Source organism: Kribbella sp. VKM Ac-2568 (assembly GCF_004345365.1).
Taxonomy (GTDB): domain Bacteria; phylum Actinomycetota; class Actinomycetes; order Propionibacteriales; family Kribbellaceae; genus Kribbella; species Kribbella orskensis.
On record NZ_SLVF01000005.1, the window covers coordinates 137,460 to 162,815 of the forward strand.

22 protein-coding genes and 2 pseudogenes are annotated in these 25,356 nt (G+C 69.4%); 8 read left to right on the forward strand and 16 right to left on the reverse strand.

Going from position 1 to position 25,356, the window contains the following annotated elements:
• Positions 1 to 49: 49 nt before the first annotated feature.
• The 6 genes and pseudogenes from EV648_RS15195 to EV648_RS15220 form a co-directional block, all read right to left on the reverse strand.
• Entirely contained in the window at positions 50 to 2,806 is a 2,757-nt protein-coding gene (locus EV648_RS15195) for a LuxR family transcriptional regulator (protein WP_132290990.1), read from the reverse strand.
• 192 nt (positions 2,807 to 2,998) lie between these two features.
• Complete coding sequence (locus EV648_RS15200) at positions 2,999 to 3,733, reverse strand: FadR/GntR family transcriptional regulator (RefSeq protein ID WP_241995200.1); 735 nt, start codon at positions 3,731 to 3,733, stop codon at positions 2,999 to 3,001.
• Between the two features lie 179 nt (positions 3,734 to 3,912).
• Positions 3,913 to 4,695: a 3-oxoacyl-ACP reductase gene (locus EV648_RS15205; RefSeq protein ID WP_132290993.1), complete on the reverse strand. Its 783-nt coding sequence runs from the start codon at positions 4,693 to 4,695 to the stop codon at positions 3,913 to 3,915.
• A pseudogene (locus EV648_RS45200) lies at positions 4,685 to 5,154 on the reverse strand (aldehyde dehydrogenase family protein). The gene EV648_RS15205 and the pseudogene EV648_RS45200 overlap by 11 nt, the downstream one beginning before the upstream one ends.
• Positions 5,151 to 5,874: pseudogene (locus EV648_RS15215) on the reverse strand (gamma-glutamyl-gamma-aminobutyrate hydrolase family protein). The pseudogenes EV648_RS45200 and EV648_RS15215 overlap by 4 nt, the downstream one beginning before the upstream one ends.
• Positions 5,855 to 6,175, reverse strand: coding sequence for a hypothetical protein (locus EV648_RS15220; RefSeq protein WP_305000055.1), 321 nt, complete (start codon positions 6,173 to 6,175; stop codon positions 5,855 to 5,857). The pseudogene EV648_RS15215 and the gene EV648_RS15220 overlap by 20 nt, the downstream one beginning before the upstream one ends.
• Before the next feature lie 152 nt (positions 6,176 to 6,327).
• Here EV648_RS15220 and EV648_RS15225 point away from each other — a divergent pair, with 152 nt between their 5' ends.
• From EV648_RS15225 to EV648_RS15240, 4 genes are all read left to right on the forward strand, one after another.
• Positions 6,328 to 7,989 carry a hypothetical protein gene (locus EV648_RS15225; protein ID WP_132290996.1) on the forward strand — a complete coding sequence of 554 codons (1,662 nt, stop codon included), beginning with the start codon at positions 6,328 to 6,330 and terminating at the stop codon, positions 7,987 to 7,989.
• Between the two features lie 52 nt (positions 7,990 to 8,041).
• Positions 8,042 to 8,992: a hypothetical protein gene (locus tag EV648_RS15230; protein WP_132290999.1), complete on the forward strand. Its 951-nt coding sequence runs from the start codon at positions 8,042 to 8,044 to the stop codon at positions 8,990 to 8,992.
• Between the two features lie 118 nt (positions 8,993 to 9,110).
• A complete protein-coding gene (locus EV648_RS15235) occupies positions 9,111 to 10,052 on the forward strand; it encodes a zinc metalloprotease (protein ID WP_132291002.1) in 942 nt (313 codons plus the stop codon).
• Between the two features lie 111 nt (positions 10,053 to 10,163).
• Positions 10,164 to 11,336, forward strand: a complete 1,173-nt coding sequence (locus tag EV648_RS15240) for a D-alanyl-D-alanine carboxypeptidase family protein (protein ID WP_132291005.1) — start codon at positions 10,164 to 10,166, stop codon at positions 11,334 to 11,336.
• A 19-nt stretch (positions 11,337 to 11,355) separates the two neighbouring features.
• On the opposite strand, the gene EV648_RS15245 is transcribed toward EV648_RS15240, so the two are convergent.
• Genes EV648_RS15245 through EV648_RS15260 form a run of 4 tightly spaced genes read right to left on the reverse strand, consistent with a single transcriptional unit; the run spans position 11,356 to position 14,533 of the window.
• On the reverse strand, positions 11,356 to 12,474 hold the full coding sequence (locus tag EV648_RS15245; RefSeq protein ID WP_132291008.1) for a YihY/virulence factor BrkB family protein: 1,119 nt from the start codon (positions 12,472 to 12,474) through the stop codon (positions 11,356 to 11,358).
• A 28-nt stretch (positions 12,475 to 12,502) separates the two neighbouring features.
• Positions 12,503 to 13,015 (reverse strand): 2'-5' RNA ligase family protein, encoded by a 513-nt coding sequence (locus EV648_RS15250; RefSeq protein WP_132291011.1) that lies wholly within the window; start codon positions 13,013 to 13,015, stop codon positions 12,503 to 12,505.
• 7 nt (positions 13,016 to 13,022) lie between these two features.
• Entirely contained in the window at positions 13,023 to 14,078 is a 1,056-nt protein-coding gene (trpS, locus tag EV648_RS15255; protein ID WP_132291014.1) for a tryptophan--tRNA ligase, read from the reverse strand.
• 50 nt (positions 14,079 to 14,128) lie between these two features.
• The gene (locus tag EV648_RS15260; RefSeq protein ID WP_199234627.1) at positions 14,129 to 14,533 is read right to left on the reverse strand and encodes a hypothetical protein; all 405 of its coding nucleotides are present in this window, start codon (positions 14,531 to 14,533) and stop codon (positions 14,129 to 14,131) included.
• Positions 14,534 to 14,646: 113 nt separating this feature from the next.
• On the opposite strand from EV648_RS15260, the gene EV648_RS15265 reads away from it, so the two are divergent.
• Positions 14,647 to 15,192: an alpha/beta hydrolase gene (locus EV648_RS15265; RefSeq protein WP_241995204.1), complete on the forward strand. Its 546-nt coding sequence runs from the start codon at positions 14,647 to 14,649 to the stop codon at positions 15,190 to 15,192.
• 34 nt (positions 15,193 to 15,226) lie between these two features.
• On the opposite strand, the gene ngcE (EV648_RS15270) is transcribed toward EV648_RS15265, so the two are convergent.
• The 5 genes from ngcE (EV648_RS15270) to EV648_RS15290 form a co-directional block, all read right to left on the reverse strand.
• Positions 15,227 to 16,576: an N-acetylglucosamine/diacetylchitobiose ABC transporter substrate-binding protein gene (ngcE, locus tag EV648_RS15270; RefSeq protein ID WP_132291017.1), complete on the reverse strand. Its 1,350-nt coding sequence runs from the start codon at positions 16,574 to 16,576 to the stop codon at positions 15,227 to 15,229.
• A 284-nt stretch (positions 16,577 to 16,860) separates the two neighbouring features.
• On the reverse strand, positions 16,861 to 17,751 hold the full coding sequence (locus EV648_RS15275) for a carbohydrate ABC transporter permease (protein WP_132291020.1): 891 nt from the start codon (positions 17,749 to 17,751) through the stop codon (positions 16,861 to 16,863).
• Entirely contained in the window at positions 17,748 to 18,743 is a 996-nt protein-coding gene (locus tag EV648_RS15280) for a carbohydrate ABC transporter permease (protein ID WP_241995205.1), read from the reverse strand. Before EV648_RS15280 ends, EV648_RS15275 begins: the two co-directional genes overlap by 4 nt.
• Before the next feature lie 2 nt (positions 18,744 to 18,745).
• Positions 18,746 to 20,164, reverse strand: a complete 1,419-nt coding sequence (ngcE, locus tag EV648_RS15285) for an N-acetylglucosamine/diacetylchitobiose ABC transporter substrate-binding protein (RefSeq protein ID WP_132291023.1) — start codon at positions 20,162 to 20,164, stop codon at positions 18,746 to 18,748.
• A gap of 23 nt (positions 20,165 to 20,187) precedes the next feature.
• Positions 20,188 to 20,988 carry a sugar isomerase domain-containing protein gene (locus EV648_RS15290; protein ID WP_132291026.1) on the reverse strand — a complete coding sequence of 267 codons (801 nt, stop codon included), beginning with the start codon at positions 20,986 to 20,988 and terminating at the stop codon, positions 20,188 to 20,190.
• A gap of 257 nt (positions 20,989 to 21,245) precedes the next feature.
• On the opposite strand from EV648_RS15290, the gene EV648_RS15295 reads away from it, so the two are divergent.
• Complete coding sequence (locus tag EV648_RS15295; protein WP_241995206.1) at positions 21,246 to 22,235, forward strand: N-acetylglucosamine kinase; 990 nt, start codon at positions 21,246 to 21,248, stop codon at positions 22,233 to 22,235.
• Between the two features lie 45 nt (positions 22,236 to 22,280).
• On the opposite strand, the gene EV648_RS15300 is transcribed toward EV648_RS15295, so the two are convergent.
• Positions 22,281 to 22,667: a YciI family protein gene (locus EV648_RS15300; protein ID WP_132291032.1), complete on the reverse strand. Its 387-nt coding sequence runs from the start codon at positions 22,665 to 22,667 to the stop codon at positions 22,281 to 22,283.
• Between the two features lie 162 nt (positions 22,668 to 22,829).
• Between EV648_RS15300 and EV648_RS15305 the strand changes: the two genes are divergently transcribed.
• Entirely contained in the window at positions 22,830 to 23,669 is an 840-nt protein-coding gene (locus EV648_RS15305) for an alpha/beta fold hydrolase (RefSeq protein WP_132291035.1), read from the forward strand.
• Positions 23,670 to 23,741: 72 nt separating this feature from the next.
• The gene (locus EV648_RS15310; protein WP_241995207.1) at positions 23,742 to 25,292 is read left to right on the forward strand and encodes a serine/threonine-protein kinase; all 1,551 of its coding nucleotides are present in this window, start codon (positions 23,742 to 23,744) and stop codon (positions 25,290 to 25,292) included.
• Positions 25,293 to 25,356: the final 64 nt, after the last annotated feature.

The following is a 25,356-nucleotide window of genomic DNA, read 5'->3' on the forward strand; positions in this document are numbered from 1 at the left end:
TCCCCCGGACGGCGTAGCGGGGCGGCCGCGCCCCAAGACTGGTCAAGTGTCAAGACCCGCCGCGGTCGACGGTGCGCAGGAGCTGGGTGCGGTTGGCCACGCCGAAGCGCCGGTACAGCCGGGTGAGCTGCGACTCGACCGCCTTGACGCTCAGGTAGAGGGCGGCGGCGATCTCGCGGTTGGTCGAGCCGTCGCGGACCATCGCGACGATCTGCAGCTCGTTGTCGGTCAGCTCGGACGGCTGCCGGCTCCGGCTCGGTACGTCGAGTCGCGCGAGCTCGGTCTCGGCCACCTCGCGCCAGGCGGGTGCTCCGAACGCCTCGAACTGCTCGATCGCGTCCAGGAACGCGGTCCGCGCCACCGACCGGCGACGGGCCTGCCGCGCCACCCGGCCCCGGGTCAGCTCGCACCGCGCGAGGTCGAGCGGGTAGACCCGGTCGCCCGCGCTGTTGATGGTCTTCTCCAGGAGCTCCAGCGCTGCGGTGGGATCCCCCTGCTTGGCGATCAGCAGCGCCTCTGAGCGAGCCAGGCCGACCCGGATCACACCGCGGTCGAGGGTCTCCGCGCGCTCGCGGATCTCCGCGATCAGCGCCGCGGCGTCGTCCAGCCGCCCGGCGGCGACCAGCGCCTCCGCGTAGTCGGCGTGCCAGGGGATCACGGCCGGGTCGTACGGCATCGCGGCCTCGACCGACTCGGCGATCGCGTCGAACGCCTCGACGGCCCGCTGCGGGTCACCCGTCAGCACCCCGACCAGACCGACCGCGGCCAGCGCCGGGCCGGTCCACTCGTCGTTGCCGATCAGTCTGACGCCTTCCAGCGCCGCCTCGGCGAGTTCGCGCGCCATCGTCGCCGTCCCGCCGGCCCACTCCGCGCGGCTGGCGATCACCATGCCGACCTCGGGCTCGTCGCCCAGGTCCTGCATCAGCTGGTAGCACTCGTGACCCGCGGCCAGGGCCTCCGCTCCGTGGCCGCTGCGCTCGTAGATAGCGGTCGCCGAGATCAGCACGGACGCCAGCCAGCGGATCGCGCCGCCGGCCCGGACCTCCTCGACCAGCGAGCTGATCGAGGCGATCGCCTCGTCGGTCCGGCCGCGGAACAGCTCGCGCATCGCCGCCATCTGGCGCGCGTTGACCACCGTCTTGGTGAGCGGCAACCCGCCCGCGAGCTCGGCCGCCTGCTCCAGCAGGGCGTCCGAGGTCTGCTCGCCGCCACGGGCGATCTGGACCGAACTGGCCGCGCTCAACGCGTCCACGATGGCCTCGGTGTCACCGGACTTGCGGGCGAGCCCCTCGGCCACCCGGGCATCCTCCTGAGCCGCGTCGAGGCTGCGGTCGAAGTACGCGCTGTGGCTGCGCATGATCCGGACGCGCGCCTCGAGCCGGTCGTCGCCAGCCGCCGCCTCGAAGGCCTCAGCGAGCAACTCGATCCGGTGCTCCCGCTCGGGCCACGCGGCGTCCACCAGGAGCAGCAACGCGGACACCTTGGTGTCCGGACGAGTAGCAGCCTGTACTGCGAGGCGCGCCATCTCGGCAGACTCGACGAGGTGCCCGGCCGCAGCGGCTGCGTCTGCGGCGCTGGTCAGCCTCCGAGCCCGGTCGTCCCGGTCCTCGGTCGGCGTGCGCTCAGCCGCGAGTCGCCAGAGGGTCGCCGCTGCACCGAGCGCGCCACGGCCGCCCGCGACCACCGCTGCCTCCTCGATGGCAGTGGCGAGGTCTGCGTCCGCCTCCTGGGTCGCCAGAGCCCTGTGCGTCGCGTTCTCCACCGGCTCGTCCACCACCGCGGCCAGCTGGGCGTGAGCCTGCCGCCGAGCCGCAGACGTCGCCTCGGCGTACACGAACTCCCGGAGCAGCGGGTGGGAGAACCGCAGCCGCTCGGAGGAGACGTCGATCAGCCCGAGCGCCTCGGCCTCCGCCAGCTCGGCGTCCACCGGGCGGCCGAGCGATTGCGCGAGCTGGGTGGTGGTCGGCCGCGGGGAGGTCGCAGCGTGCAGGAGCAACTCGTACGCGGCTGGGCTGAGGTCTGCCATCCGGTCGCCGAGCAGCGTCTTCAGCCGGCTCGACACCGGCAGCGGGTCGTTCGGCGAGACTCCCTGCGGGTGGCGCAGCACGGCCCGGCCCAGCTCCAGCGCCATGAACGGGTTCCCGGCGCTGGCGGTGAAGATCCGCCGCGCGGTACGCACCGGAAGCGGGCTGGACAACCTGTTGCGCAGCAGAGCCAGTACGTCGGGCTCGGCCAGGGGCGGGACTTCCAGCTGCAGCACCGGCTCCGGGCACGCCTCGGCCATCACCGGCAGGTCCCCATCCGCCACCTGTTCCGTGGCGAGCATGTGGACGCCTTCAGTCAACCGGCGCGCGCAGAAGGTCAGGACTTCCAGACTGGACGGGTCGACCCACTGGATGTCGTCCACCACGAGCAGCACCGGCCCGGACGCCGCCAGGCGCCGCAGTACGTGCAGCACGGCGAGGCGGACGGCCAGCTCGTCCCGCACGGTGTCCGGGGCGCTGGCCTTGAGCAGAGCGACCTCGAGCGGCTGACGGAGGTGGTCGGGCAGCACCTGCCAGGCGAGCTCGAGCTGGTTGGACAGGAGATCGAGGAGCGTGACATACGGCAGACCGGCCTCGCTCTGCGACGGCGCGGCGCTCAGGACCCGGCAACCGGCCCTGGTGCGCTCGGCGACCAGCGCCCGGCCGGCGGCGGACTTCCCGATCCCGGTCGGGCCGTAGAGCAGCACGCTGCCACTGGTCTCGAGCTGCTTCTTGGCACGCTCGACCAGTCCGGCGCGCCCGACCAGCTCGTCGTCAGTCATCGATCCACATTCTCCCCGAAGGTTTACCCTCGCTGATATCACAGCCGAACGCCACCGGACACGGCGAGTGTCACATATCGACGGCCGTCCGCCACTGTCCCGTTACCCATCTGTTCACCTCGGTCATCGTGCGCCGAAGCCCGGCGTGTCGCCCGCAGGCACGCTGATTGCCCGTCCGCGCCACCCATCGGCTCAGGTGAGAAAGGCTCGGAGGAGGGCGGCGGTGCCGGCTAGATGCTCGCCCATCACCCGGCGCGCCGCGGCCGGGTCGCCGGCCAGGATCGCCTCGACCACCGCCCGGTGCTGCTTGTCGGAGTGCACGATGTTGCGCTCGAGCAGCGGGATCGCGTCGAGCAGTGCGTTCAGGCGCATCCGGACGTCGGCGACGGCGGAGGTGAGCGACGGCGAGCCGCTCACCTCCGCGATGGCGAGGTGCAGCCGGGAGTCCATCCGGCGGTAGTCGGCGAGCTTGGCGGCGTCCGTGTCGGCCAGGGAGCGGCACAGGTGCTCGCGGTCGTCGGCGCTCAGCTTGCGGGAGGCCGCGGCCTCGGCGGCTCCCACCTCGAGCGCCGAGCGGAGCACCAGCGCGTCCTCGAGGCCGCCGCCCAGTTCACGGGCGAGTCGCTTGGGGCCGACCCGCCGCGGCTTGGGCAACCGCTCGTTGACGAAGGTCCCGCCGTACCGGCCGCGGCGGGACTCGACGTACCCGGCCTCGGTGAGCGCGCGGATCGCCTCCCGGAGGGTGACCCGGGAAACGCTCAGACGGGCGGCCAGGTCGCGCTCGGACGGCAGCCGGTCGCCGGGCCTGACGACCCCGAGCTTGATTGCCTGGAGCAAGCGTTCGACGGTCTCCTCGAACGGGTTGCCGGCCCGGACCGGGCGGAACAACGCCTCGCCCGCCCGGATGCCGCCGTCCCGCTCGCTCACCTACCCACCTTCTCCTCCGCGGTCGTCTCCTCAGGTTAGGGCGTGTCTGGCAATTCCGTGCAGTCGCGAGCAGGTGCTCGGTGCGGTAGCGAGGTGCCGTGCCGAGTGCCGCGCAGCACGCAGGGAATTGTCAGACACGCCCTAGGTCCTCCGGGCGTCAGAAGGAGGCCAAATCGGCGTCAGAGTGGCGTCACGTAGGCGGCCGAGATACCACCGTCGACGAGGAAGGTGTTCGCGGTCATGAAGGACGAGTCGTCGGAGGCGAGGAACGCGACCGCGGCGGCGATCTCCTCCGGCTCGCCGAAGCGGCCGAGCGGCACGTGGACCAGCCGGCGCTCGGCCCGCTCCGGGTCTGAGGCGAAGAGTTCCTTGAGCAGCGGCGTGTTCACCGGGCCGGGGCACAGCGCGTTCACCCGGATCCCCTGCCGGGCGAACTCCACCCCTAGCTCGCGGCTCATCGCGAGCACGCCGCCCTTCGACGCGGAGTACGAGATCTGCGAGGTGGCCGCGCCCATCACGGCGACGAACGAGGCGGTGTTGATGATCGAGCCCTTGCCCTGGCGCTGCATGTACGGGATCGCCGCCTTGCAGCAGAAGTACACCGAGGTCAGGTTGACCTCCTGCACCTTGCGCCAGGCGTCCAGGCCGGTCTCCAGGATCGACCCGTCCTGCGGCGGCGAGATGCCGGCGTTGTTGAAGGCGATGCCGACCGAGCCGAAGGTGTCGTAGGCCTGCCGGAACAGGTTGTTCACCTCGCTCTCACTCGTCACGTCGGTGGGGACGAACAGGCCGCCGACCTCGTCCGCGGCGGCCTTGCCCGCGGCCAGGTCGACGTCGCCGATGACGACCCGCGCGCCCTCGCCCGCCAGCCGCCGGACGCTGGCCAGGCCGATCCCGCCGGCTCCGCCTGTCACCACTGCGACCCGGCCTTCCAGCCTGTGCGCCTTGTAATCAGTCGTCATACGGATTCAGTCCTCCGTGGAGATGAAGATGTTCTTGGTCTCGCTGAACGCGTCCAGTCCGCATCGGGAAGTTCCAGGGCACGATGATGCCGACGACGCCGAGTGGTTCGTGCAGGGTGATATCGATGCCGCCGGCAACGGGTATCTGCTTGCCGAACTGCCGCTCGGAGCCGCCGAATAGTAGGTGAGCACGTCGCGGACGTTGCCCGCCTCCCAGCGCGCGTTGCCGAAGGTGTGACCGGCGTTCTCCACCTCCAGCACCGCGAGGTGGTCGAGGTCGGCGTCCACCGCGTCCGCGAACCGCCGCTGCAACCGGCCGCGATCCGCCGGGCTCACCTCACGCCAGGTCCGGAAGGCCTCGGCGGCACGGGCGATCGCCCGGCCCGTGTCCTCGACGGAGGCCAGCTCGAGGGTGTGGACCACCTTCTCCGTGGCGGGGTTGATGACGTCGTGCGTCACCGGGTTGTTCTCCTTCTCGCGGCAGCCACCAGGGCGGTGAAGAGCCTGAGGTCGTCGGGGTTCTCCTCAGGGTGCCACTGCACACCGAGGGCGAAGTCGTGGCCGGCCACTTCCGCGGCTTCGACCGTTCCGTCAGCGGCTCGGGCCGTCACCCGCAGGTCCGGGGCGACGACGTCGACGGCCTGGTGGTGGTAGCAGTGCACGGTGGTTCGCTCGCCGAACAGCTTGCTGGTCAGGGAATCCGGCTCGATCTTCACGTCCGTCTGGCCGAACACCGCGGGCGACGGCCGGTGCTCGTCGTGCGCCACCGCATCCGGCAGGTGCTGCTGCAGGGTGCCGCCGAGGGTGACGTTGAGCATCTGGAGTCCGCGGCAGATCGCCAGCAGCGGCAGGTCCTGGTCGAGCGCCGACCGGATCAGGATCGCCTCGTGCTCGTCCCGCCCGGGCCGGGTGTCGACGGTCTCCGGGTGCGGCGGCGTCGTACGAGCCGGGGTCGACGTCGCAGCCACCGGCGATCACCAGGCCGTCGAGGATCTCCAGTACTGAAGGGTCGGTACCGATCGGTGGCAGCAGCAACGGCACGCCGCCGGCCGCGACCACGGAGTCGAGGTAGACGCGTGGAAGCAGCGACGCGTCCCGTTCCCAGACTCCCCAGATCGTCGGCTCGAGGTACGTGGTGATGCCGATCCGCGGCAGTCGGTCAGAGGCGTTCGAAACCACGGATCCGCTCCCAGTCGGTGACGGCGGCGTCGTAGGCGTCCAGCTCCACCCGGGCCGCGTTGGCGTAGTGGTCGACCAGCTCGTCGCCGAACGCCTCGCGGGCGATGTTCGAGCCGCCGAACAACGCCGACGCCTCGCGCAGCGTGGTCGCGATCAGCGCGGCGACCGCGAGGTACGGGTTCACATCGCCGCCCGGCAAGCGGTTCTCCACCCGGAGGGAGTTTGCACGGTCAACTTGCCGGTGTTCACCACGGTCGCTACCCGAAGATTCTATTGGTCTGCGGTCAGTCCATTGACGCAAGCGCCGGGCCGGATGTCAATCCGCTCCATCCCTGACAGCGGTGAAACCCTGACCGCACTGTCAAAAGCTGCAACTGTGGAAAAAGCGCGGCCCAGACCCTCGACTTCCGGCAAGATGGTGCGGCATTCGTCGAGAGCTGGGGGGATCCAGGCATGGGCAGCGACAAGCTGCGAACGACCGAGGTGGACGGTGTCCCGGTCTTCTGGGTGCCGGGGCAGGGAACGCTTCGGGCCAGTCTGTGGTTCCGGGCGGGCATGGTGGACGAGTCGCTGCCGACGCGCGGCTGGCTGCACCTGCTCGAACACCTGGCACTACACGGGCGGGACTCGATCCGGGCCCCTGTCAACGGTCACGTCAGCCTGCTGCACTCGAGCTTCGACGTCGAGGGCGAGCCGGACGACGTGGTGGCCTTCCTGCGCGAGGTCTGCCGCTGGCTCACCACGCCGGACTTCTCGGAGCTGGAGCATGAGCGCCGGGTGCTTCGGGCGGAGAGTTCGACGCGAGGTGGTGGCACGGTTGGGTCCCACCTGCTGTGGCGGTACGGCGCCCGCGGACCCGGCCTGGCGGGGTACGACGAACTAGGGCTGTACACGGCCGATGCCGACCGGCTGCGAGCGCTCGCCGGGTGGGCCTACGCCCAAGGCAACGCCGTGCTCGCACTCTCGGGGCCGCCACCGGCTGGGCTCGAGCTGCCGTTGCGTCCCGGCTCGCAAGACCTCCCCCTGCCGGCACGGCCGTGTGACCAGCCGATCCCTGCGGGCTTCGCCGGCCGCCCGAACGCGGTGGCGCTGTCCGGGACGGTGTCTCGGTCGTCCGCCGCGGCCGCCCTGCTGCGAGCGCTGGAGCGAGCCCTGCAGCGCGGTCTGCGGCACGACTCGGGTGTCGGTTATAGCGCCTGGTCCTCGTACGAGCTGGTCGACGCCGACCACGCGATGCTGACCACCGGCATGGACGTCATCCCCGAGGCTCTGCCGACCGTGGTGGCTGAGACCACCGCTGTGGTGCGCCGGCTGCGCGACCGGGGGCCGGACCCGGCGGAGCTGCGCGACGATCTCGAGCGGCAGATTCGGCGATTCACGACCGAGCCGGCCGCGAACTGGCTGCCGTTCATGGCCGCACGCGACGTGCTGCTCGGCCGCCGGGCCACGACGGGCACCGACGAGCTGGCCGCCGAAACGGATGCAGTCACCGTCGCAGATGTCCAGCAGGCCGGGCGGAGCCTCTGGAACGACCTGCTGGTGTCCGTCGATCCCGTCGGCTCCGGTGATCCCCAGCTGACCTGGCTGAACGGCCCGCCGGCATCGAAGCAGGTGGCGAGCGGACGCCAGTTCCGGCCCGTCGGCAGCCCGGTGACGAAGGGCGCGCTGGTCATCGGCCGGACCGCGGCTCACCTGCAGACCACGGGCGGCGAGACGGCGGCGGCGTACGACGAGCTGGCAGCAATGATCGCCTATCCGGACGGAGGCCGGCAGCTGATCCGCCGAGATGGCTACCAGGTGACCATCGAGCCGACGCTGTGGCGGCAGGGTCACGAGGCGGTGGCGCTGGTCGACTCGGCAGTACCTCGCCCACTCCACGTGCCGCTCCCCGAGCGGACGCCCGATCTGATCCCGCACATCTCGGTGACGCTCAAGCAGCGGCTGAGGTTCTGGCTGAACGACCCCGTGGCGCTGATGGCCGTCCTGGGCGTCTGTGCCGTCGCTCTGGCCCTGACGGAAGGGATGGGTCTCACCGAACTGCTGGGCAGGAGCCTCGTCGGCGGCGCCATCCTTGGCGCCATCGCGTATGCCCGCCACCGCAGGAGCAGCCAATGACCGCCCGGACCGTCGCATGCACAGCTCGCCTCGACCACGGAGGTACGCCCCGATGAGGCTGCGACGCCGCACGACCGAGCCTATGCCGGAGATCGACCCCTTCATGGGCAATCCGACAGCCCGCATGCTGTGCGAAGCGCTGACAGAGCGGGACTGGCCGATGGCCCGGGACATCCTGGTCCGTGCCGAGCACCCGGACGACAGGGCGTTCTTCCTCGAGGTCTGCGGATCCGCTCCCGGAGTACAGAACTGGATCGGGCACCTGGCGGCCGACGATCCACTGGCTCAACTGGTCCGTGGTTGTCACGCCGTCGCCTGGGCATGGCAGGCCCGCGGCGGCTACGGGGCGCAGTACACGCGCGACGAGCAGTTCAGGCTCTTCTTCGAACGGCTCCGGATCGCTGAGACCTGCCTTGACGACGTGATCGCGCGTACCCCGGACGAGGTCACGGCCTGGGCCTTCCTGGTGCGGACGGCCCGTGGACTACAGCTTCCGCTGGAGGACGGCGAGTTCCGCTTTCGCCAGGCGATCGAGCGGCACCCGACCAACGTGAAGGCCCATGGCGAGTGGATGCAAACGCTGTGCAAGAAGTGGTCCGGCAGCCACGAATGGATGCACCACTTCGCCCGGGACGCGGCCGCCCGCGGGTCGGACGGCAGCATGCTGCATTCGATGGTCGCGCTGGCTCACTTGGAGCAGATGATCGATCTCGAAGGAGCGGCGGCCGAGCAGTACATGGCTCGGGCGGACGTCCGGGCAGATCTGCGGACCGCCGCCGGTCTGTCCATCTGGCACCCAGCCGCGGAGTTCCGGCCGGGCTGGCCGGTGTATTTCAACATCTTCGCGGTGGCCTTCAGCCAGAGCGGCGACCTGCCCGCCGCCGCGTCGGTGTTCCAGCGGCTCGGGGACAACCTCACCGACTATCCCTGGGACTACCTGCCGGGTAACAACGCGAAGTTGTTCTCGGCCGCCCGCGCTCAGGCTCTCGCTGTCACCCGCTAGGCGCAGTACTGCCTTGGCACCTTTCGGACAGTAATCACCTTTTCACTTGGCGGAATCGCGCTCAAAATCGGCTGATCCGGCCGCCCGCCCAGCGGCCAATGAGTTCGAGGAGCGCGTTATGCGATCTCTCATCACCCGTCCCCGCGTGGTCGCCGTGCTGCTGGCCGGCTCGGCGCTCGCGTTCAGTCCGCTCGGCGGCCAGGCCACCGCGAAGCTCCCGGTGGACCAGCTGAGCACTCCGTGCCTCACCCCGGCGGAAGGTCCCTCCGCCCGTGGTGGACACGGCGCCGACACCCGTGAGATGTCGGTGGCGGAGCAGAAGGCGATCGACGCGCGGACCGCGCAACTGGTCGCCGCCAAGCAGGCCCGTGGCCTGGCGCCGAAGGCCGGCACACTCGCCGCCGCGAGTGTGCCCGTCTACATCCACGTGATGCGCAGCAGTTCCGGCGCCGGTGACGTGACCAGCACGCAGATCAGCCAGCAGATCGCCGAGCTGAACCAGGACTTCGCCGGCGGCGAGTCCTCGGCCGCGGCCAACACCGGCTTCAGCTTCTACCTGGCCGGCACCTACCGGTACAACAACAGCACCTGGCACCGCGACGGCCAGAGCACCACGTATCGCTCGCAGACCCGCAAGGGCGGCAAGAACGCCCTGAACATCTGGCTGGTCGACTTCTCCTACCTCGGGATCGCTACTTTCCCGTGGGACTACGCGAGCAACCCGTCGATCGACGGCATCCGGGTGCAGTACAGCTCGCTGCCGGGCGGTTCGGCCACCAACTTCAACCTCGGCAAGACCGCCTCGCACGAGGCCGGCCACTGGTTCGGGCTCTACCACACGTTCCAGGGCGGCTGCACGAGCACGAACGACTCGGTCGCCGACACCCCGGCCCAGAGCAGCGCCAGCAGCGGCTGCCCGACCGGCCGGGACTCCTGCTCCCTGGCCGGCGTGGACCCGATCCACAACTACATGGACTACTCCTACGACTCCTGCTACAACCAGTTCACCCCGGGCCAGAGCACCCGCATCAGCAACGCCTGGACCGCATACCGCGCGTGACTTCAGAGGCGTCCAAGCCGCTGCGGGGCCGGGCCGGGCGTCGGCTCCGGTGCCCGCCTGGGCGCCGGAGACGGCGTGCGGATCGGCCCCGCAGGGGCTAAAGTGCCCGCGATGCGTGTCCTCCTGACGGCCTGCGCAACTGCGGGTGCCTCCTTGGCACTCGTGGCGGCTGGTCCGCTTGCGGCGACCGCCGCCGGCTCGGGCCCCCAGGGCCCGGTCGGCGGCGCACAGCTGACCACGGAGCCGACGGTTGTCGCTGACGGAGCGACGCCGCCGGCGGTGCAGGCGTCGGCGTACGTGGTGGCTGATATATCAACCGGCTCGATCCTGGCCGCCAAGGCTCCGCACGCCAAGCTCCGGCCTGCCAGCACGCTCAAGACGCTCACTGCCCTCGTCCTGCTGCCGAGGCTCAACAAGGCCGACAGGGTCATCGGCACCGACCAGGACGCCGGCATCGAGGGCAGCAAGGTCGGGGTCTACCCGGGCCTGCGCTACAGCGTGGACCTGCTCTTCCAGGGCATGTTCCTGGCGTCCGGGAACGATGCCGTGCACGCGCTCGCCGCGCACGACGAGGGCGGCGTACCGGCGACCATCCAGCGGATGAACAAGAAGGCCGCGGAGATCGGCGCGCTCGACACCCACGTGACCGACCCGACCGGGCTGGACGCGGACGGGCAGTACTCCAGCGCGTACGACCTGGCTCTGTTCGCCAAGGCGGGACTCGGCCGGCCCGACTTCGCGAAGTACGCCGCGACGAAGTACACGAACTTCCCGCTCGCCAAGCAGGGCACGTACCAGGTCGCCAACCAGAACAAACTGCTGTTCAACTACGACGGCGCGCTCGGCGTGAAGACCGGGTACACGACTCTGGCCCGCAACACCTTCATCGGCGCCGCGCGGCGCGACGGCCACACGCTGGTGGTCACCCTGATGAACGCCCCGCACGGCATCACCGAGGACGCCACCCAACTGCTCAACTGGGCGTTCAAGTCGTACGACGCGCTGACGCCGGTCGGGACGTTGGTAAAGCCGGTTGTCGCCGCGCCGAAGACAGCCGAAGGGAGCGGGCCGAACGTCTCCAAGAAGGCACCCGTGGCTCCGCCGAGGCGCAGTCGCGCCGTACTGGCGTCAGGCGTCGCAGTACAGGCCATTGCTCTCCGGGTGCCGGATTGGGCCTACGCGGCGCCACCGGTGCTCCTGCTCAGCCTGTTCCTGCGTCGCCCGCGAGCCCTCAAGCTCCGAGCCAAAGCAGCCCGAGCAGCCGCCCGAGGCCGCCGCCACTGATCCCCTGCTCCTGATGCGGCTACCTGCGCAACGAGCGAGTAGCACGGCCCAGTTGAACGAGCAGAGCGGTGGCTGTGGCGCCCAGGAGCGCTCCGGCCGCTACCGCGACGGTGTCAGCCTTGCGAGCCGGGATCGGAACCACCTTGTACTTCTTGCCGGGCGGGCCAGGGAGCAGTCCGTCGGGGTTGATCGGCTCGGAACCAGCGGAACGGGCAGCGTAAGGAGTGGCGGTCTCGGTTCGGAAGTGCATGGCGGCGCGGGCGGCTTCTTCGGCCTCGCCGGTGTGCCAGCGGTGGTCGAGGGTGGCCTCCTTGGCCCAGGCGGCGATCAGCATGATCACCCGGGTCATCAGGTAGATCCACACCAGCAGCGCCAGCGGCAGGGCCAGCGCCCCGTACGCCGCGTTGGTGCCTATCACGTGCTCGACGTAGCTGCTGCCCAGCTTCTGTGCCAGGAAGAAGACGACGCCACCGGCCAGTGCCGCGATCAGGGCGACCTTGCGCGGCAGGAGGATCCGTGGCAACGCGGTCTGCAGGTACAGGAACAGCACCGCGCCGGCCCCGATCCCGACCAGATCGCTGAGCACCTCCAGACCCCAGCTGGCGAACCAGGTGCCGTCGAGGCCCAGCCACCCGACCACCCGCTCCGACAGGCCGGTGAGGACCGAGGACGCGCCGGTGGCGATCAAGCCGATCAGCCCCAAGCCGATCAGCGCCCCGAGGTCCTCCCCCTTCCGCCTCACGATATTGCCGGGCTGGTCGTCCAGCTCGTGCATCGACCGGACCGAGGCGCGCAACGAGTCGATCCAGCCGAGGCCGGTGAACAGCAGGGCGACACCCGAGATCAACCCGATGGTGCCGGCGTTGCTGATCAGCGCGTCCAGGTCGATCTTGTCGCCGATGCCGGGCAGGTTCTTCTGCAGCGCCACCTTGAGCTTCTCGACGGCTTCCTCGTCCAGCAGCTTGCCGATGACCGCCGCGGCCAGCGTGATCAGCGGGAACATCGACAGGAAGGCGAAGAAGCTCGTTGCCCCGGCCAGCCGGTTGCCGCGCCGGTTGCCGTACCGGCTCCACGCGCGCCACAGCTGTGTCCGGCTGATGCGAGCCCAGATGGCCTTGGCCCGACCGATGATCCCCATGCGACTCCTGTACCCCGGGTGAAGAGAACTACCCTGCCAGCGGGAACGACCGCTGCGGGCGCCACACGCCGTCCGCGCCGTGCTCGTACCGGCTGAACGCGTCCACGTCGAAGGCACAGTCGTACTCCGACAGGGCGTCGTACGCGCGGTCCAGCGCCTCTTTCTCCAGGTCGTGCGCCACGGTCACGTGCGGGTGGTACGGGAAGCGCAGATCGACCTCCAACGGCCCGGACCGCACCTGCGACTGCAGCACCTCGCAGGACGAGATCCCCTCGGCCAGCGGAACGAACACCACCGGCGAGATCGGCCGGAAGGTCGCCGTACCGCGCAGCCGGATCCGGAAGCTCGGGAACCGGGCGGCCACCGCGAGCAAGTGGTCGTCGATCGCCGCCAGGTCCTCGTCGGCCACCTCGGTCGGCGGCAGCAGCGTCACGTGGGTGGGGATCGACGAGGCCATCGGGTCGCCGAACTCGGCCCGGTACTTCTGCAACTCGCTGCCGTAGGGTTCCGCGATCGGGATCGCCACACCGATCGTCGCCATCCGGGGCCTACCGGCCCGGCGCCGGGCCGGGCACGAAGCCGAGGCGGTCGTAGACCCGCTGCAGCGTCGGCTCGGTCACGGCGCGAGCGCGTTCGGCCCCCGAGGCCAGGATCGCGTCGAGCTGGGCAGGGTCGTCCAGGTAGGCGAGCGTCTGCTCCCGGAACGGGGTGACGAACTCGACCACCTGCTCGGCCAGGTCCTTCTTGAAGTCGCCGTAGCCGCGACCGGCGTACTCGTCCTCGAGCTCGCTGATCTTGCGGCCGCTGAGCGCGGAGTAGATGGTCAGCAGGTTCGCCACGCCGGCCTTGTTCTCCGGGTCGAAGATCACGTCCCGGCCGGAGTCCGTCACCGCCGACCGGATCTTCTTCGCGCTCACCTTGGGGTCGTCCAGCAGGTCGATGATGCCGGCCGGCGAGGACGACGACTTGCTCATCTTCGAGGTCGGGTCCTGCAGGTCGCCGATCTTCGCCGTCTCCTTGACGATGTACGGCTCGGGCAGCCGGAAGGTCTTGCCGAACCGGTGGTTGAACCGCTGCGCCAGGTCACGGGTCAGCTCCAGGTGCTGGCGCTGGTCCTCGCCGACCGGGACGCGGTCCGCCTGGTAGATCAGGATGTCCGCGGCCTGCAGGATCGGGTACGTGAACAGGCCGACGGTGGCCCGGTCGGCGCCGCCCTTGGCCGACTTGTCCTTGAACTGGGTCATCCGGCTGGCCTCGCCGAACCCGGTGATGCAGCCGAGCACCCAGCTGAGCTGGGCGTGCTCGGGCACGTGGGACTGGACGAACAGCGTCGACCGCGCCGGGTCGATCCCGGCCGCCAGCAACTGGGCGACGGACCGGCGGGTGCGGTCGCGCAGCACCTTCGGGTCGTACTCGACGGTGATCGCGTGCAGGTCCACCACGCAGTAGAACGCGTCATGGTCGTCCTGCAGCGCCACCCACTGCCGCAATGCCCCGAGGTAGTTGCCGAAATGGAAGGAGTCCGCCGTCGGCTGGATCCCGGACAGCACCCGAGGGCGACGCTGGGAACCGGCTGCGGAGGGGTCAGACGCAGCAACAGACATGCCCCCGATTCTGCCAGCCGTCCCCAGTCCACCCCGCACCCGGGCGGGACTCACCAGGACCAGCCGCGCGAGGCCAGCTCCTGTTCCTCCAGCCAGCGCTTCTCCTCGCCGCGCTTCAGGTCGGCCTCGCCGGGGATGCCGGCGAGCCGGCAGGCCTCGTCGAGGAGGTCGTCGTAGGCGCCCTCGAGGGCCCTCAACCGGTGTGCTCGCGCATAAATCCCCGGCGCCGACTCGATCCGCCGGATCTCGCCGGCGAGATGGCCGAGCCTGGTCTGCAGCCACAAGGTGGCGAACGGATCGGCCTGTGGAACAGGGTGCCGGCGGAAGCGCCCGGCGAGGCGCTCAACCGACGACAGCAGGCGCCCGCGCAGACGCGACGGCGGTTGCGCCAGCGTCAGGTTCAGCAGCGCACACAAGAACAAGAACACGACCAGCGAAATCAGCCACTCCATCACCCTCACTCCTACTTCGAGAGTACGGCGACCCGCCAGCGAGAGCGAGGGTTTATCACCCGGCCCTCCCCTACCATCCACACGCTGTGAACCACTCCGGACATAGGGTCGAAATCATGAGCTCACGATCGGCGATCATCCTCCCGGGCGGCCAGTTCGGGCCGTTCGCCCCATTGCTGATGTTCGCCGCCGACGCGGCCGAACGACGCGGCGCGCAGCTGATGCCGGTGTGGTGGGACGAACCCGACCGCCCGTTCACGCTGACGCCGGACGAGCGGGGACCGTGGGTGCTCGACCAGCTCAAGCGGGCCGTCCCCGAGCCGTCGGAGAACGCCCTTCTGATCGGGAAGTCTCTCGGTACGCACGGCGCGCCGGTGGCTGCCGAGCGCGGCCTGCCTGCCGTCTGGTTGACGCCGGTCCTGACCAGTGAATGGGTGGTCGACGCTCTCCGGCGAGCGACCGCGCCCTTCCTGCTGGTCGGCGGGACCGCCGACTCACTGTGGGATTCCGGGCTCGCGCGGGAGCTCACGCAGTACGTGCTGGAGGTGGAAGGAGCCGACCACGGAATGTATGTGCCGGGCCGGCTCGCGGCGTCGACCGCCGTACTGGGTGACGTGGCGACGGCGGTCGAGGACTTCCTGGACGAGGTGGTTTGGCCTTAGGACCATGGCTCGGAGGTGTGCAGCTGTCGTCGTCTCAGTCGCGGTGGTACTTGGTGACGGCTTTGTCCTGCTTCACCTTGTCGGCGGCCGCCTCGATCCGCGCGGTCCACTCGCCGGCGCTGAGCCCACCCGCCAGGAACTGCCCGGTGACATCGCCCGCCGCCTTACCGAGCTCGGGATACCAGTCGGCGAAGTACCAGGTGATGGTCTGATCCCCCGCGGCCGTCAGGAGATCCCGCGCCGAGCGCAGCGCAGTACTGATCTCCAGGCCGTCAGCCGCACCCCGTACTACGGTCAGCTGATTACTCTCGGCGGTCACCTGGGCCGCGACGTCCTTGGAGAGCATGGCGCGCAGGTACTCGAACCCGCCCGCGCGGTTCTTGGCCTTCTCCGGGACCAGCAGGGGCGCGGTGGGAGCGACGTGGAGTCCGCGCGGCAGCGCCGACGAGGTGTCGATCGGCGGGATCCCGAACACGGTCAGCCCGAAGTTCTGCGGGATGACCGCCTTCATCTCGTTCTCCAGCCAGTTACCGCAGGGCAGCAGGCCGGCCTTCGAGGTCATCAGCTTCGTCTGGGAACCGATGTGGTCCAGCTGCGAACTGCCCTGCGCGATCAGGCCGCGCTTGGTCAGCTCCCCGAACGCGGCGATCGCCCGGGTGACGCTCTCGTCGCGCCAGGCGCCATCCTCTAGGTTGTCGATCCGCTTCACCACGTCGTGGCCGCCGGTCTTGGCAGCAAGGGTCAGCACGGCCTCGAACACGTAGTACGGATGCACTCCCGCATAGGTGAACGGGCCGACTCCGGCCGCCTTCATCTCGGTGCCGAGGGCAAGCAGTTCGGGCCAGGTGCGCGGCACGTCCCAGCTGTGCTTGTCGAACAGCCTGGTGGAATACCAGAAGCCGTAGACGGTGGCGATGTAGTTCAGCGCGCGCAGCGTCCCGTCGTACCGGCCGCCGTCGAGCATCCCCGGCAGCAGCGCGTCCTTCACCGGGCGCCCGGGGCTCTCCCACGATCCCGCATCCAGGAGCGGCTGCAGATCGGCCAGGTGGTTGTCGGCAACCAGGCGGTTGGTCGCCAACGCCTTGTCCCCGGTGTTCAGCACGACATCCGGCGGACTCCCCGCGGCGAACCGCGACTGCAGCAGATCCCTCAACTGCTTGGTCGGCGTCGCCGCCACATTCGCATGCGGATACTTCTTCCGGTACTGCGGCGCCGCGTACCCGCCGTACTCCTCGGAAACCACCACCTCGAGCGCCGCATCCCCGGAAACCCCGAACTGATTCTCCGGCGATGTAGTCGGCCCGGTCGCCTGCTCCTGACCAGAACACCCAGTCAGCAAAGCCCCCGCCAGAGCCCCCTGCAACACAGTCCGCCGTCTGAGCACCCCCGCAGACTAGTACTCCCCCAGCCCACGCCACCCCGCCCACAGCATCCCCAACCGCAGCCGGCTGTTGCCCACCTCTGAGGGGTCAACCCCCAAGACGCCGGGTTGCCCGCCCAGAATCCGAGGGGGCAACCCGCCTTCTCAGGGGTTAACCCCCGAGAGGGCCCGCGTAGGGTGGAGACGCAGGAGAAGCGGCCGCCGGGTCGTGGATTTGCGTTCGCGGCAACCGCTTTCCCGGCCGCTCGGCGCGCGGTGCCCGGCTCTTGGCCGAGCTCACGTCTTGGCTACTTCACGCTTCCGGCGGCAACGGAGACCTGCAACTGACGCTGGAAGATGATGTAGACGACCAGAACCGGCGCCACAGTGATCACCACGGCCGCGAACAGGGCGCCGAAGTCCACCGCATAACCGGCTTGCGATGCGAACGAGGCCATGCCCTGCGAGAGCACGTAGTTGTTCGAGTCGGTGTTCAGGGCAACGGGTAGCAGGAACTGGTTCCACAACCCCAGGAAGTTGAAGATGGCGACCGACGCCATCCCCGGCCGCGCCATCGGCAACATCACCGAGAAGAACGAGCGCCACTCACCTGCCCCGTCGATCTGCGCCGCCTCGTACACCTCGCCCGGCAGCGCCTTGAAGAAGCTGTGCAGGAAGAAGACGGTGAACGGCAGCGCGAACGCGACGTACGTGATGATCAGCCCTGGGAGGGTGTTGAGCAGCGCGAGGTTCTTCAGGACGAAGAACAGCGGCACGATCGCCAGGAAGACCGGGAACGTCAGCCCAGCCAGCATGGAGTAGTAGATCAGCCGGTTGCCGCGGAACGAGAACCTGGCCAGCACGTACGCGCACATGGCACCCAGGATCATCACCAGCACCAGCGCGGAGCCCACGACGACCACCGTGTTCGCGAAGTAGCGACCGATGCCGGCCGTCGTCCAGGCGCTGGCGTAGTTGCTGAATTGCACTTTGCCCGGCAGCGACAGTGGGTTGCCCAGGATCTCCTGCGTCGTCTTGAACGAGGACAGCAGCGTCCACAGCAGCGGCAGGATCACCAACAGCGACCACAGGATCAGCGCGATGTGGGCGGTCGTGGCAACGCGCTTGCCCTCCCGGGCCTGCTTGTCGGGCGCGCGGGACCCGGCGACGAATTCGGCCCGGTCGGCGGTGGTTGTCATCCGCGTACCTTCACCTTCCGCTCACGTCCGCCGGTCAGGGCGTTCACCAGGAAGACCAAGAACGCGAACAGCAGCGTCACTGTGGCCAGGACCACGCCCATCGCCGTCGAGTAACCGAACTGCCCCTTGGTGAAGGCCGTGGTGAACAGTTGCTGGGGCATGACCAGCGTCGAGTTCTGCGGGCCGCCGCCGGGGTTCAGCGCCTGCATGTAGACGAAGGCGTCGAGGGCGGCGATGCCGAGATAGATGTACGCCGTCTGCACGTTGTCCCGGATCAGCGGCACCGTCAGGAACACCGCGGTACGGAACCGGCCGGCGCCGTCGATCCGGGCAGCCTCGAACACCTCGGGGTCGATGCCCCGGATGGCGGCGATGAACAGCACCATGTAGAAGCCGACGAAGCCCCAGATCATCACGAACATCGACACCGGCATCGCGGTCCGCGCGTCACCGAGCCACGCGTAGTTCTCGAACTGGTGGAGCCCGATCTTCGACAGTACCGCGTCCAGCAGGCCCGAGCCCGGCGTGAACACCTGGGCCCAGATCAGGCCGATCACGATCGCGGGGATCACGTACGGGAAGAACGAGACGATCCGGTAGAAGCCGGAGTTGCGCAGTCCGCGGACGGTCCCGGTGCCCGAGCCGCCGATCGTCACCAGCGTGGCAAGGGTCAGCGCCAGCACGATCGTCACGAACGGCACGACGATCGCGAGCTGGATGTTGTTGCGCACGGCCTTCAGGAAGATGTCGTCGTGGAACAGCTTGACGTAGTTGTCGAAGCCGACGAAGTTCATCCCCGAGCTGAACCCTGACCAGTCGGTCAGCGAGTAGTACAGCGCCTGCACGAACGGAGAGACCACGAAGATCACGAAGACCGCCAGCGGCAGGCCGAGGAACACGACCATGAAGCTGGCCCGGTCGAAGGTCAGCGGCCGGCGCCGCCGGGCGACGGACCGCTTGGGTCCGCCGCCCGGCACGCCATCTTGCGTCACGGTCACTTGGTAACCGGGATCTTCTTGACGGAGCTGTCGTTACGCACCTTGTCGGTGATCTGCTGCAGGCCCTTGGTGAGGTCGGCCGCGCCGATCTTGCCCGACAGGAACGAGTTCCAGACGACGAGCTGGTCGGTGTTCATGCCGTACAGGTCAACGAACTGGTAGTTGAAGACGTCGGTGCCGGCCGCGTCCAGCATCTGCGCCTGCGACACCAGGGCGGACGAGCCGAACCCGTCCGCCGGCACCAGGCCCTTGACGATCGTCGGCGCCAGCCGCGTCTTGGCGAAGTTCGTCGCCGCGTCCTTGGACAGCATGGCCCGCAGGACTTCCTTGCCGCCGGCCACGTTCTTGGCCTTGGAGGGCACGACGAACGGCTCGCCGGCGCCGCTGCGCAGCGCGGCGTACGGCAACTTCGAGCCGGCGGTCAGCGTGGGCTCCGGGATGCCCTTCATGTCGAAGCCCGTCTTGGTGGCCTTCTTCATCTCGTTCTCGATCCAGGAACCCGAGGGGTACAGGACCGCCTGCTGATCGTTGCTCCACTTCGCCTGGGCGGCGGTGAACTGGGTGCCGGCGCCGCCGGGGACGAAGTAGCCGTTCTTGACCATGGTCTCCATGGCCTTGAAGACGCCCTGGATCTGCGGCTTCGACCAGCAGTCCGCCTCGAGGTTCTCCAGCGACAGCCGGACCTCGTCGCCACCCTCCTTGATCGCCGAGTCGACGGCCAGGGTCTGGTAGTAGGTTGCGGCCTCCTTGCCCCAGACGAACAGGTACTTGCCCTTCGCCTTGGCCTTGGCGCCGAGGTCGAGTGCCTCGTCGTACGTCTTCGGCGGCGTCCACCCGTTCGCCTTGAAGAGGCTGTCGGAGTACCACAGGCCGTAGAGGGTGAGCACGTAGTTGATCGCGACGAACTTGTCGCCGAAGGTGCCGGGTGCCTTGACCCCCGCGTACAGCGTGTCGGCGATCTTCGTGCCCTCGAGGTTGTTGGCCTCGAAGACGTCGTCCAGCGTCGCGAGCTGGTCGAGGATCGTGTTGAAGCCGATCGAGTTCGCACCGGAGTTGTCGATCAGGTCCGGCGGGTTGCCGCCGACGAAGCGCGGCTGCAGCTGCTGGGCGATCTGGGTGGACGGGGCGACCTTGACCGTCGAGCCCGCGTGCTTCTGCTGCACGATGTTGGCCGCGAACGTCACGTAGTCGTAGCCGTACCCACCGTTGAAGATCACGGCGTCAACGGTCGACTTGTCCGCCATGCCGAACGGGTTCTCCGCGGTCTTGTCGGCGCCGCCACCGCTGTTACCGCTGTCGTCGCTGCCGCTGCCGGCGCAGGCCGCGAGGAGCGTGCTGCCGCCGGTGGCCAGCAAGGTGCCGACCGCCGCGCGCTGCAGGAACAGCCGCCGCGACAGGTTGTTGGGAGTGGTCATGGGTCCCGCCTTCCGAGAGTGTTTCAAGCAGTACGCCGGATCCGGCCGGCGTACTGTGCTTCAAGGGCGTGGTTGTGGTCGTCGCCGCCCGGGATGTTCGCGGACAGGTAGACCGGTGGGGTCTCGCCGGCCTCGGTCAGCCGGCGCAGAACCTCTGCGACCAGCATCTGCGCAATCAGGGCGGCAGTGATGGAGGACACGGCACAGACCTTGCCACCATCTGGCAGATCGAGCACGGAGTCGCCGTACGGAGCGTGGTTGTCGATCACCACGTCGGCGAAGTCGATCAACTTCTTGCCGGACGGGTGCCGCGAGTCCACCCCGCTGGTGTGCTGCAGCGAGGTGATCGCGATCAGGGGGTGGCCCTTCTCCTTCACCACCGTGGCCAGCTCGACGATCGAGCCGTTCACGCCGGAGTTGGAGGCGATCACGAACAGGTCGCCCGGTCGGGCCGCGGACAGTTCGTAGAGCTTGCGGGAGTACGACGGGTCGCGTTCCAGCTCGCCGCCGCGGAGCAGCTCGGGCGATTCGCCGCCGAGCAGCACCAGATCGCGCAGCGCGATCCGGTTCGTCGCGATCAGGCCGCCCGCGCGCCCGGCGATCTCCATCGCCAGCGCCTCGGAGTGGCCGGAACCGAAGGCCTGGATGACGCCGTTGGCGCGCAGTGAGTCGGTGACGAGGTCGGCGGCCTTCTGGATCGGGCCGTCGATCTGCTCGGTCACGGCCGCCATGATCGGAGTGAGCGCGTGAACATACGCCTGCGCGCTGACAGCACTCCCGTCCCCGTTGGCGGCCTGGTTGCTGCCGTCTTCCGTGCTGGCCATCAGAGGCCCCACCCCTCGACTAATGTGTTCGCCGCGACACACCTGGTGCCGACAACTGCGCAAGTTTGCGGTTTGCTGGACAGAACTTTTCTCACCTGGCAGCTAAAGTCAAGGCTCATCTCACTCTCTCCTCCAGATCGGGACCGTTGCGTGACCTTGTCTGTTGTTGTCCACGACTAGACACTTTTGAGCAGTTTGGAGCATCGCTTATGTCGGTCGAACGCCCGCTCGCGCAACCAAACGATCCAGTGGTCTTGATGCCAGCGGCCACACTGGTCCTGGGCGGCGACCTCGGCGGCACCTCCACCCGGATCGTGATCGCGGACCATGAGGGCAACGTAGTGGGTCGCGGGGCTGCCGCGGGCGGAAATCCGACCAGCCACCCCGCGAGTGCCGCGGCCAACTTCGGCCAGGCCATTCACCAGGCACTGGAAGGCCTCGACGCGAGTCTGGTGCGCACCGCGGTGATCGGCGCGGCCGGCGGCTCGGCGCTGTCCAACCCGGGCGTCCGGGCCCAGTTCGACGCCGCCTGGAGCGGCGCCGGCCTGGTCTGCAAGGCCGACTACATCGGCGACCTCGAGGTCGCTTTCGCCTCCGGTACGCCGGAGCCGGACGGCACCGTGCTGATCGCGGGTACCGGCAGCGCGGCCGGCCTGGTCCGCGACCACCGGCTGACCCGGACGGCCGACGGGCACGGCTGGCTGCTCGGTGACGACGGCTCGGGCTTCTGGCTCGGCCGCGAGGCAATGCGCAGTCTGTTGCGCGCTCTCGATCTCGGCGAGCCGCTCGGCGGGCTCGGCGAGGCCGTCGTGAACGCTGTGCTGCCGGACCGGGAAAAGGACGCCATGGCGGAGCGTGAGGGGTACGACCGGCTCCGTGACGACCTGATCCGCACGGTGAACGCACGTCCACCCGTGCTGCTGGCCGAGTTGGCCCGCACGGTCGTCGCGGCGTACGACCAGAACGACAAGACGGCACATGCCCTGGTGAAACGCGCAGCCGAACTGCTCACAGAGACGGTCAGCCGGCTCCGGACAACGTCGGACAACGGCCCGTTGGTGCTGGCCGGCAGTGTCGCGGGCGAATCGTCCCCGGTCGGCCGGTTGCTCCGGCAGAACATCCACGAACACTTCGACGGCGAGGTGCTGACCGCCCGCGACGGGGTGGGCGGAGCCACCTGGCTGGCCCTCGGCGTCCTCGACCCCGCGCTGGCCACCCGCTCCAACCACGCCCGCCTGGTCAGCTAGTCAGTACTACGTACGCGCGCGCGTACGTAGTACTGACAGCTCCGGCTACTCCTCGAGGACGGAGATCGGGCGGAGCTCCACCGAGACGAACTGGGCCTCGGGGATCCGGGCGGCGATCTCCTCGGCGCGTTCGGGGGACTCGACGTCCACGATGAACACGCCCGCGAGCTGTTCCTTGGCCTCGGAGTACGGGCCGTCGGTGGTGGCGCGAACGCCCTCGCGGACACGGATCACCTTGGTCTGGTGCGGCGCGGCCAGCGGCGCGGCGGCGACCAGTTCGCCGCGCTCGCTCAGCTCGGTGAGCAGCTTCTCCAGCTGGGCGGACAGCGCGTCCCGCGCGGACTTCGGGAGCTTGCGGCCCTCCTCGGTGTGCAGGAACGAGGGGTGGCCCCAGGTCACCGGGTTGCTGTGGATCAGTAGCAGATACTTCACGGCAGTTCCTTTCCGTCGGATGGATCTTCGCAGCAGAGGTCGGAGGGTGCCCGGACTTCTCGACATTTCGGAGATCCGGCCGTCATCGCAAGAATGTCGACCGCCCGCGCCCCGGTCCGACGTACCGGCCGACAAGCTGATGCCGAACCTAAGGTGAGAGATGTGAACGAGTCCGATCTGCAGCTGGCCGACGGCCGCACGCTGCACCTGTACGACACGCACCCAGGCGACGACGGCCGGCTCCCGGTGGTGTGGCACCACGGCACTCCCAACCTCGGCGCACCGCCCGCACCGCTCTTCGAGGCCTCCGACTGGCTGGGGATCCGCTGGGTGTCGTTCGACCGGCCCGGGTACGGCGGCTCCACGCCCGCGCCCGGCCGGACCATGTCATCGGTCGCGGGTGACGTGGCAGCGGTCGCCGACTCACTCGGGATCGACCGGTTCGCCGTCGTCGGCTACTCCGGCGGCGGCTCGTACGCCCTCGGCAATGCCGCTGCGCTCGGCGACCGGGTGGAGGCCGTGGTCAGCCTGGCCGGCATCGCACCGTACGACGCCGACGGGCTGGACTGGTTCGCCGGGATGGTCCCGTCGGGGGTTCTCGCGCTAGAGGCGGCGCTGCGGGGACGCGAGGCGAAGACGGTCCACGAGACCTCCGGGATCGAGTACGACCCGGAGTTCACCGCGGCCGATCTGGCCATGTTCGAGGGACCGTGGAGGTGGCTCGGCTCGGTCGCGGGACCGGCGCAGGACGCGGGACCGTACGGGCACATCGACGACGACGTGTCCTACGTCCTCCCCTGGGGCTGCGACCCGACCTCGATCGCGGCACCGGTGCTGCTCGTGCACGGCGGCGAGGACGGCGTCATCCCGAGCAGCCACGGCGAGTGGCTCGCCGACCACCTACCGGACGCCGAACTGCGCCTGGATCCGGGCCTTGGGCACATCTCGGTACTGTCGTACGGGGAGGACGGCTTGGAGTGGATCCGCGAGCAGACCGGCTGAACCACCGGTTGCATCGCCGAGTCCTGGGTACGGAGGTTCAGATGAGGCGATCAAGGGGTGTAATACGTGCTGGTGGCTGACAGGTACCAGCTGGGCGAGGTCCTCGGCCGCGGCGGGATGGGCGAGGTCTTCCGCGCTGTCGACGAGGTGCTCGGACGTCCGGTGGCAGTCAAGCTGCTGCGGCCCTTGGACCACGATCCGGCGGCGGCCGCCGAGCGGTTTCGCCGGGAGGCACGGGCCGCCGCGATCCTGAACGACACGCACGTCGTCGCCGTGTACGACTTCGGTCAGCACGGCGACCGCTCCTACCTGGTGATGGAACTGGTCGAAGGCCGCAGCGTCGCCGAGGAGCTGTCACAGACCGGGCCGCTTCCCCGCGATCGCGCGGTCGACATCATCGAACAGGCCGCCGCCGGGCTGGCCGCCGCTCACCGGCGGGACATCGTCCATCGCGACATCAAGCCCGGCAACCTGCTGCTCACGACCGACGGGACCGTGAAGATCGCGGACTTCGGGATCGCCCATCTGGCCGACGAAGGCGCCGCCACGCTGACGGTCACCGGGCAGATCATCGGCAGCACCCATTACCTGGCCCCCGAGCGAGCGCAGGGCCGGCAGGCCGGCAAGCCGTCGGACATCTACGCACTCGGCTGCGTGCTCTACCAGCTCGTCGTCGGCCATCCGCCGTTCACGGCCGAACACCCGACGGCGATCCTCTACCAGCACGTCGACACCGAGCCGCCCCGCCCGAGCCACGTGCACCCTGAACTCGGCGGCCCGTTCGAGGCCGTGCTCCTCCGCATGCTCGCGAAGGATCCCGCGGCCCGGCCCACCGCCACCGAGATCGCCGCCGGCGCCCTCCGCGCCCCAGCCGGCACCGCGCCAACCGGCGCGGCAGGCGCAGCCGCTGCTGGACTGGCAGTGAGCGCCGCCACCCAAGAAAGCTCCCCTGCGACGCTTACCGACCTAGCTGTGCCAGCGGCTGCGGCTGTGGCTGCGGACCAGCTTGCAGGTGGCTCAGGTGGCTCAGCTGGTGAGGCCACAGACATCGCGGCTGCAGACGCCGCCGAACCGACTCCGGACGCGGGTACGCCGACGGGCGCGCCTGCGCTGCTGAGTGGAGCGGGCCGGCGGAAACACATCTTGGTGGGGGCTGCGGCTTTGCTGGCAACGGCCGCCGCGGTGGTCGCAGGAGTCCTGATCAACGGGGACGAGACGAAGCCTCCAGCGACGATCAACCTCGATCCCTCGCCGAGTGTCGCGCCGAGCACTCCGGGGCAGACCCCTAGGCCGACGGAGACCTCGACCAACCGGACGCAGCCGGGCGCGGTCAACCAGACGGAAAAGAGCACCCCGACCCGAAGCCCGTCCCAGCAGAGCACGCCAACGCCTGGCACCTCTCAGAGCGGCACACCCTCGACTGGTACCCCACCACCGGGCACCCAGTCGCCCAGCGCACCGACGCTAAGCAGCAACACACCCAGCGCGCCGACCCAAGGGACCCCCTCGACCAGCACCGCCTCTCCCCCGGACCCATCGCCGTCGAGCAGGCCGTCGACGAGTACCACCCCAGAGGACAACCGCCCCCCGGCTGCGAACGCCGCGGGTCCGGGCACTGACTGATTCGGCCGAGCGTCCCGGCCCGGTTACCCGTGTAGGCGGTGGGTACCGAAGTCCGGATGAGGCG